Source organism: Arthrobacter cupressi (assembly GCF_900099975.1).
GTDB classification, from domain to species: Bacteria; Actinomycetota; Actinomycetes; order Actinomycetales; family Micrococcaceae; genus Arthrobacter; species Arthrobacter cupressi.
Genome location: NZ_FNEI01000006.1, coordinates 229,617 through 237,591, shown reverse-complemented (window position 1 = coordinate 237,591; position 7,975 = coordinate 229,617). Strand labels below are relative to the sequence as shown.

8 protein-coding genes and 1 rRNA gene are annotated in these 7,975 nt (G+C 67.7%); all 9 read right to left on the bottom strand.

Features of this window, described 5'->3' with window-relative positions:
• Positions 1-110: ribosomal RNA gene (locus BLP88_RS09645) — 16S ribosomal RNA — on the bottom strand; the annotation flags it as partial.
• Between the two features lie 836 nt (positions 111-946).
• Positions 947-2,386 (bottom strand): DHA2 family efflux MFS transporter permease subunit, encoded by a 1,440-nt coding sequence (locus tag BLP88_RS09640; RefSeq protein WP_084111011.1) that lies wholly within the window; start codon positions 2,384-2,386, stop codon positions 947-949.
• Between the two features lie 167 nt (positions 2,387-2,553).
• Entirely contained in the window at positions 2,554-3,456 is a 903-nt protein-coding gene (gene panC, locus BLP88_RS09635) for a pantoate--beta-alanine ligase (RefSeq protein ID WP_074588734.1), read from the bottom strand.
• A 2-nt stretch (positions 3,457-3,458) separates the two neighbouring features.
• A complete protein-coding gene (locus BLP88_RS09630) occupies positions 3,459-4,406 on the bottom strand; it encodes a Rossmann-like and DUF2520 domain-containing protein (RefSeq protein WP_074588732.1) in 948 nt (315 codons plus the stop codon).
• On the bottom strand, positions 4,399-5,997 hold the full coding sequence (locus BLP88_RS09625) for a PH domain-containing protein (protein ID WP_245679824.1): 1,599 nt from the start codon (positions 5,995-5,997) through the stop codon (positions 4,399-4,401). The genes BLP88_RS09630 and BLP88_RS09625 overlap by 8 nt, the downstream gene beginning before the upstream one ends.
• Positions 5,998-6,013: 16 nt before the next feature.
• Positions 6,014-6,526: a PH domain-containing protein gene (locus BLP88_RS09620; RefSeq protein WP_074588728.1), complete on the bottom strand. Its 513-nt coding sequence runs from the start codon at positions 6,524-6,526 to the stop codon at positions 6,014-6,016.
• The gene (locus BLP88_RS09615) at positions 6,507-7,025 is read right to left on the bottom strand and encodes a DUF3180 domain-containing protein (protein ID WP_074588726.1); all 519 of its coding nucleotides are present in this window, start codon (positions 7,023-7,025) and stop codon (positions 6,507-6,509) included. Before BLP88_RS09615 ends, BLP88_RS09620 begins: the two co-directional genes overlap by 20 nt.
• Entirely contained in the window at positions 7,022-7,612 is a 591-nt protein-coding gene (gene folK / locus BLP88_RS09610) for a 2-amino-4-hydroxy-6-hydroxymethyldihydropteridine diphosphokinase (RefSeq protein ID WP_074588725.1), read from the bottom strand. Before folK ends, BLP88_RS09615 begins: the two co-directional genes overlap by 4 nt.
• Entirely contained in the window at positions 7,609-7,968 is a 360-nt protein-coding gene (folB, locus tag BLP88_RS09605; protein WP_074588723.1) for a dihydroneopterin aldolase, read from the bottom strand. Before folB ends, folK begins: the two co-directional genes overlap by 4 nt.
• Positions 7,969-7,975: the final 7 nt, after the last annotated feature.

The window sequence follows — 7,975 nt, the reverse complement described above, 5'->3', positions numbered from 1 at the left end:
TCACCCGTTCGCCACTAATCCACACCGCAAGCGGTGCTTCATCGTTCGACTTGCATGTGTTAAGCACGCCGCCAGCGTTCATCCTGAGCCAGGATCAAACTCTCCGTTGAAGTAAAACAGACACAACCAGGCACAATGGAAATAACACCACACCCGGCTGCACAAAATTTGAAACCAGCTAAAAACACCAAACCATCCACGGGGGTGGACAATCCAGTGCAAATAACCAATTAATAAAAATCGGTATCAACAAACTTGGCACACTATTGAGTTCTCAAACAACAGACACACCCGGCACCACCCAAACCAAACATTCAGGATCGCTCCGGAGCAACTTTTCAAACTTACCAGATCGGCTTTCCCGCTGCAACTTCCGAATCCGGAAACCGTGCGGGACAAAACCATTCAGGAAACTCCCGGGAACCAAGTTCGGACGCAGTAAAGCGGACCACTAATTGGTTTCCGTTTGAAAGGGAGTCGGTCGCAATTTTTCCGCTTCAGCGGCGGCGACTCAGAAAACTTTACACGGCCGCCGGCGGCCGGGCAAATCGCCGTTCCGGCCACCCCGCGCCCCGTAATCCCGCGGAAAACCAAGGGAATCCACCCCTCCAGGGCCGGAGCCGGGGCGAAGGATGCAAGTATGAAGCCGCTCACATCCCCGGACGTGACCATCCGGGGATGTGAGCGCGGCGCATAGCGCTGATATGTCCATATGCCGCACGGCACGGACGAACATATCCGCCGGAGCAGCCGGCCGGCGCCGGCGGACAACCCCGGCAACCCGAAGCCACCACGTGCAAAACGGCGCCGCACCACGCGTGGTGGTGCGGCGCCGTCGTTGATTAACCCTGTCGTTGACTAGCGCGGTGGTCGGCCAACGCTGTCGTTGACAACCCGGCGGGCATGAACGCCGTCGGGCATTGGCCGGACGGCGACGTCCGGCAGGTCAGTGCCCGGCAGCTCCTTCGGTCTTGCGCATCATCGCGGAAAGCACCACCGCGATCACTGCGATCACCGCGGCCGTCAGGAATGCGGCCTGCATGCCGGCCACGAACCCGGACGCCGCGGATACGACAGCGAAGATGGAAATCAGGAGTGCGGTGCCGGCGGCGCCGGCCACCTGCTGCAGGGTGCTCATGATGGCCGAGCCGTGCGAGTACAGGTGCGGCGGCAGCGGGTTCAAGCCAGTGGTGAACGCCGGGGTGAACAGCAGCGCCAGGCCGAAGCTCAGCAGCACGTGCATGGCGATCACCCACCAGACCTGGCTGGACTGGTTGAGGACGCTGAACTGCCACAGGGTCAGCACCATCAGGACGGAACCCGTGACGGTAAGGGGCAGCGGCCCCACCTTGTCGAAGATCCGGCCGATGACCGGGCCGAGCATGCCCATGGCCAGTCCGCCCGGAAGCAGCGCGAGGCCGGTTTCCATCGGGGGCAGGTGCAGCACGTTCTGCAGGTACAGCGGAAGCAGGATGACGCCTCCGAAGAGTGCCATCATGGCAACCACCATGAGGAGGGTGGACACCGTGAACATGCGGAAGTTGAAGGCACGCAGGTCCAGCAGCGGCGACTCTTCCTTTTGCAGCTTCAGCTGGCGCAGCACGAACACGGCGAGGCAGACCACGCCGACCGCAAGTGCGGCCAGGGGCACGGCCGTGGCTCCACCGTTGCCGCCGATCTGGCTCAGGCCGTACACCACCCCGCCGAAGGCCGGCACCGTGAGCAGCACGGAGAGGAAGTCGAGCTTGATGGAGCCCTGCTCGCCGACGTTGCTCAGGTAGCGCGCCCCGATGCCCAAGGCGGCCAGTGCCACGGGCAGCACGAAGATGAACATGAACCGCCACGTGAAGTGGTCCAGGATGATCCCTGAGACGGTGGGGCCAAGGGCCGGGGCCACCGAGATCGCGATGGTCACGTTGCCCATCACCGCGCCGCGGCGGGACAGCGGGACCAGAGTGAGGATGGTGGTCATGAGCAACGGCAGCATGATGGCCGTACCACTCGCCTGGATGATCCGGGCGAGCAGCAGCACGAGGAACCCCGGGGCCAGCGCGGCCAGCAGGGTTCCGCCACTGAAGAGGCCCATGGCGAGCAGGAAGACGGCGCGGGTGGTGAGGCGCTGCAGGATGAAGCCGGTGGTCGGGATGACCACGGCCATGGTGAGCATGAAGCCGGTGGACAGCCACTGCACCGTTGGCGCATCAATGGCGAGGTCGGTCATGAGCCGCTGCAGGGCAACGTTCATGATGGTTTCGTTGAGGATCACCACGAAGGTGGCGACGAGCAGCGTGACGATGACCGTGACGGATTCGCGCGGCATCTTCTCGGTGGTGCTTGTTGCCTGCACGGGATTGCCGTGGGCATCGGACGTGATGTCGGTAGACAAGAGGGTCCCCCAAGTGGGTGCTTCTAGTGTGGAGTCGGCCGGAGATCAACCGGTGAAAACTGCAACAGTTTAAGCCGTTGCTGCATTCCCGTCAGCAGGAAACAGCAAGAATTAATTCCGCGTTCCCTGGCACGCGGCAACGGCGGCCGGAAAGGGCCGCACGGAATTCAGGAATCCAGCGGAATGTTGTCGATCAGCCGGACCGGGCCGACCTTTGCGGCGATAATCGCCAGGCCTTCGCCGCGGAACGGGGTGTCCTGGCAGTTCTCGGCGAGCGGCTCCAGCGTGCGCGGGTCCACGACGTCGAAGTAGTCCAGTTCCACGAGCGGCTGGGAGCGGACAAGTTCGACGGCGGAGGGCAGGTCCAGCGGTTCGTGCGCGCTGGCGCGCTGCTCCAGCAGGCGAAGCGCCCGGGCGAGGACCAAGGCCGCCTCGCGTTCCTCCGCGCTGAGGAAGCGGTTGCGGCTGGACAGCGCCAGGCCGTCCTCGGCGCGAACCGTCGGGACGGCGACGATCTCCACGGGGAAATTCAGGTCGGTCACCATGCGGCGCACGAGTGCGAGCTGCTGGGCGTCCTTCTGGCCGAAGTAGGCGCGGTACGCGGCAGCACCGCCGTCGGCCGCGGGGCCGGCGGGAAGCGCATAGTGCAGCAGCTTCGCGACCACCGTGAGCGCGCCGTCGAAGTGTCCGGGACGCGAGGCGCCTTCCCATTTTTCGCCCAGCGGACCGGAAGTCACGCGGACCAGCGGCTGACCGTCCGGGTAGACCTCCTCCACGGCGGGGGCGAACACCAGGTCCACGCCTTCGGCGTCGAGGAGTTCCATGTCCGCCTCGAGGGTGCGGGGGTAGCGGTCCAGGTCCACGGCGTCACCGAACTGCAGCGGGTTCACGAAGATGGAGACGGCGGTGACGTCGTTCGCGGCGACGGCGGTGCGGGCCAGCGTGGCATGGCCGGAGTGCAGGGCGCCCATGGTGGGGACGAAACCAAGCGAGCTGCCGCCCTTTTCCTTCAGGAGCCGGGCACCCTCGGAGCGCAGTTCCGCCGCGGTGGTGACGAGCTTGATTGCCATGGTCAATTGCCTTCCAAAGTGGTGCCGGGAGTGTCCGGGCCGTCTGCGTTCCGGGCGTCCGTGTCCTCGCTGTCCAGTGCAGCCTCAATGCCACTGAATTGCCGGCCGCTGAGCAGTCCGCGCTTCGCAGCGCGCAGCGCCGTGGCACGGGCCATCGCGAGGTACGCGGACAGGATATCGCCGCTGCCGCCGGCGTCGTGTTCGCGCAGTGCCTCGACGTGCCCGGCAACTGTGCCGGCGTCGCCGCGGGCCACCGGTCCGGTCAGCGCCGATTCACCGGACGCAAGGGCGTTTTCGAGGGTCGCCCGCAGCAGCGGGCCGAGCATGTTTTCCGGCTGTTCGACGCCGATCTCCCGCAGCAGCTGCGAGCCCTGGGCCACGAGGGTGGCCATGTGGTTCGAGCTGTGGGCGAGGGCTGCGTGGTAGATGGTGCGGTCCGCCTCGGCGATGACGACGGGTTCGGCGCCCATCTCCATCACCAGGGCCTGGCCGATCGGCAGCATCGCGGCGTCCGCCGTGACTCCGAAGGTGCAGTCCTGGAGACGGGTAAGGTCCAGGCTCATGCCGGTGAAGGTCATGGCCGGGTGCAGCGCCAGCGGGATCGCGCCGGCCGCGCGGATGGGCTGCAGGATGCCCACGCCGAAACGGCCCGAGGTGTGCGCTACGAGCTGGCCGGGCTGCCAGGCCCCGAGTTTGGCGAGGCCTTCGACGAGGCCCCCCAGCACATCGTCCGGTACGGCAAGCAGCACCAGTTCGGAGCGTTCCACGATGTCCTGGATCTCGAGCACCGGGACGCCGGGCAGCAGGGTTTCGGCCCGTTCCCGGCTGTTCTCGGAGACGGCGGATACTCCGACGACGGCGTGCTCGGCCCCGCGCAGCGCCGCACCGAGGACGGCGCCCACCTTGCCGGCACCGATGATGCCGATGCCGAGTCGTCCGGGCCTAGCCATGGCGGGGTTCCTCCTGGGGAGTTGTAGGGGTTGCGGCAGCGGGCGGCTGCAGCGGCGCGGGCTGAACCGGCGGCTGCAGCGGCGCGGGCTGAACCGGCGGCTGCAGCGGCGCGGGCTGAACCGGCGGCTGCAGCGGCGCGGGCACCGGCAGGGAACCTGCCCGTGAGAGTTCGGCGAGCCATTGCTCGCTGGTCTGGCGCTTTCGGGCTTCCCTGGCGCGGGCGGCCTGCTGGTCGAACAGCGCCACCGCCTGGCCGACGTCGGCCTGGACCAGCCGCGGCACCACGGGTCCGGCGGTGGTATGCAGCACCAGGTCCGCCACCCCGAAGCGGCGGGCGAGGGGGCCCTGGCTCAATGCCATGGACTGGGTGCGCTGGTGCGGGACCAGCACCAGCTGCCGCCACCACCGGCCGGAGCGCAGCAGCAAGGCGGTGCCGGTGGAGAGGAAGCCGTTGCGCCGCCAGCCGAGCGGGGCGAGCACCCGGGCGCGGCGCGGCGTGGTGGTGAATCCGGCGTCGGAGTCCAGTCCGTTCAGGGCAGCGGTGAACACGCGGTGCGGATCCGGGGTGCCGGGATCCGGCAGCACCAGGGCGAGGGTCTGCATGACTTCGCCCAGCCTGCCCACGGGCAGCAGCGTGGTGCGGGCGGCGTTTTCGTTGCCGGGCGCACCGCCGTAGCCGGCGACGTTGACCTGGATGCGGTACCAGCCAAGGATCCGCCACAGCGGCGGCTGGGTGATACGCAGCGCCTGGATCCTGCCCGGCGGAACGGTCTGCGCCTGGGTGTCGAGCAGCCCGTACCGGAGCCGGATGCCGTCCGGCGAAATCGCCGCCGTGAAGTTGAAGCCCTTGTTGAACGACTTCCAGTACGCCGCACCCAGGCCGAGGATCGCCGGGATCATGTAGAGGATCACGGCTCCGGATTCCGTGAGGACCGAGAACACTACGGAGGCGACCGCGCCGAGCACCACGAAGAAGCTCTGTTCGCTCAGCAGCAGGGAGCCGACCAGGCGGCCGTGCGGGACGCTGAGGACCACGTGCTCGGGTGCCTCCGGCACGGGTGCGGTTTCGCCGCCGCCGGCGGTGGCCGGTGCAATCCCCGCTGCCCGTCCCAGGATGGTGGCGCGCAATTGCTTCGCCTGCCCGATCGGCAGGTACGCCAAGCGCACGGCCGATTCGCCGGCGTCGGCCACCTCGAACTTCAGCTCGGCGAGGCCGAAGACCCGGGCGAGCAGCGGCTGCACGATGTCGATGGCCTGGACCCGGTCCAGCCGGGCCTGCCGCTGCTGCTTGAACAGGAAGCCGGTGTTCACCCGGACGTAGCCTTCGCTGAGCTGGTAGCGCGTGAAGTACCAGCTGAGGATGAACCCCGCCACGGTGACCAGCAGCAGCGCGGCGCCACCCGCCAGCAGCCACAGGATGCGCCCGTTGAGTCCCTGCTCCACCAGTTCGCGGCCCTGCAGCGCGCGCTCGAAGATGTCGCGTCCGAAGAAGACGACGACGGCGACCAGCGCCACCCAGCCCCGCACGAACGGCGACGCCGGGTGGACGCGGTGCCAGTCGGCGTCGACGGCAGGCGGTTGCCGGTTCACGTCCACGGACACCCGATCACAGGCCTGCCAGCCGCGCTTCGCCGCGGGCGGTGAGTTGTTCGCGGAGCCGGGCGCCTTCGGCGGCGGGGAGCCCGGGCAGCAGCGCGTTCGTGCCCGGGGAAGCAGTGTGCAGCTTCAGGGTGCACAGCCCCAGCGCGCGCTCCACCGGGCCCACGGCGACGTCCACGTACTGCATGCGTCCGTACGGCACCACCATGGTGCGCTGGAAGAAGATGCCGCGGCGGATGAGCAGATCCTCGTCGCGTTCGGCGTATCCAATGGCCCGGACCTGGCGCGGGATGAGCACCAGGCGCCACAGCGCGAGCAGGAACATGGCCGCCGGGACGGTGACGGCCAGCCACAGCGGCGGAAACAGCCATCCGCCCAGCAGCACGAACAGGAGGGGAAGGCTGAGCACGGCCACGAACAACAGGTTGCCGATGGCCCATTCGACGAGCCGCACGGTCACGTACTTCGGTGAGACCCGCTGCCAGACGATGCCGGGTGGATCAATCGCGGCGGTATGCATACTCACCTTCGCCCTTGGCGTCCCCGCGCCGGGGCCCGGCAGTTCCGCCGCCTTCAAGGTCCTCCGGGGGTATACGGCAGAAGCGCTCGACCACCAGGCCAACGACGACCATGACCAGCCCGCCGCCGCCCATGATGAGGGCCAGCCACAGGATCGGCTGGTCGCTGCGGAAGTTCCAGATCCGCAGTTGCTCCACCACGATCCCGCCATGCCAGCCCAGCAGCATCGCGCCCACGTAGGCGCAGGCCTGGGCCAGGATCAGGGTGCGCGCGGCCAGGATCGGGTTCAGCATGGACTTCTTCTTGCCGTTGCGCCAGCGCAGCACGCGGATTCCCATGACCAGGGTGATCACGGCGATCACGGCCATGGTGACCAGCGCGGACGCCGGAAGGACCGGCGTCGCCAAGCCATAGCGGTTGGTGGCCACAACGGTCAGCCAGCCCGCACCCGCAAGGACGACGGCGATGATCACCAGGGCGATCGGGCGCATCGCTTTCATGCCGGCTCCGCCCTGGTGATACTGCCGGCCTCTGCGCCTGCTTTGCCGCTTCCGTTCGCCGCGCCGACCCCGTTTGCCGCACCGTCGCCGTCGAAACCGTCGAACGGCCGCAGGCCCGCGAAGTCTTCGGCCCGGACTGCGAGCTCGGCCACGCTTTCGCCGTTCAGCTGCGCCGCGGGGTCCAGCTGGGCCCACGGGTAGAGGACGAAGGCCCGCTCGGCGGCCCGGGGATGCGGCAGGATGAGTTCGGGGTCGTCGCTGCGCAGCCCGCCGTAGGTGATGATGTCCACGTCCAGCGTGCGCGGGCCCCACCGGACTTCACGGACGCGGTGGTGCTTCTGTTCGACGTCGTGGCAGTGCTGCAGCAGTTCGTACGGACCCAGGGTGGTCTCCACCGCTATCACCATGTTCAGGAAATCCGGCTGCCCGGCGGGTCCGCCGACTGCCTTGGTCTGGACCACGGGGGAAACGCCGAGCAGGCGCACCTCGGGCCGGTCCACGAGGTCCGCGACCGCGGTGGACAAGGTGTCGTTCCGTTCGCCCAGGTTGCTGCCGAGCGCCAGGATGGCTTTGGTGGGCTCGCTCATGTGCGCTCCCGGTACACGCTGACCGTCACGTCGCCGAACGGCACCTCGATGGGCGCCTTCGGCTTGTGGACGGTGACGTCGACGGCGGAGACCGGGTACCCGGCCAGGATCCCTTCGGCGATGCGGACCGCGAGGCCTTCGATCAGGTTCAGCGGCTCACCGCTGATTTCCGAGACGATGTAGCCGGCCACCTCGCCGTAGTGCGCGGTGTGTTCGATGTCGTCAGTTTCGGCCGCCCGGGAAAAATCGGTGTGCAGCACCGCGTCCACCACGAAGGGCTGCCCTTCACGGCGTTCGAAATCGAACACCCCGTGGTGTCCGACGGCCGTAACCCCCGTCAGCGTGATCTTGTCCAAACGCTTC

Bases quoted from the DNA above. Each gene is read 5' to 3' on its own strand.
- folK (WP_074588725.1), bottom strand. From the start codon at position 7,612: ATGAGCGAGCCCACCAAAGCCATCCTGGCGCTCGGCAGCAACCTGGGC.
- BLP88_RS09620 (WP_074588728.1), bottom strand. From the start codon at position 6,526: ATGCATACCGCCGCGATTGATCCACCCGGCATCGTCTGGCAGCGGGTC.
- BLP88_RS09630 (WP_074588732.1), bottom strand. From the start codon at position 4,406: ATGGCTAGGCCCGGACGACTCGGCATCGGCATCATCGGTGCCGGCAAG.
- BLP88_RS09615 (WP_074588726.1), bottom strand. From the start codon at position 7,025: ATGAAAGCGATGCGCCCGATCGCCCTGGTGATCATCGCCGTCGTCCTT.
- panC (WP_074588734.1), bottom strand. From the start codon at position 3,456: ATGGCAATCAAGCTCGTCACCACCGCGGCGGAACTGCGCTCCGAGGGT.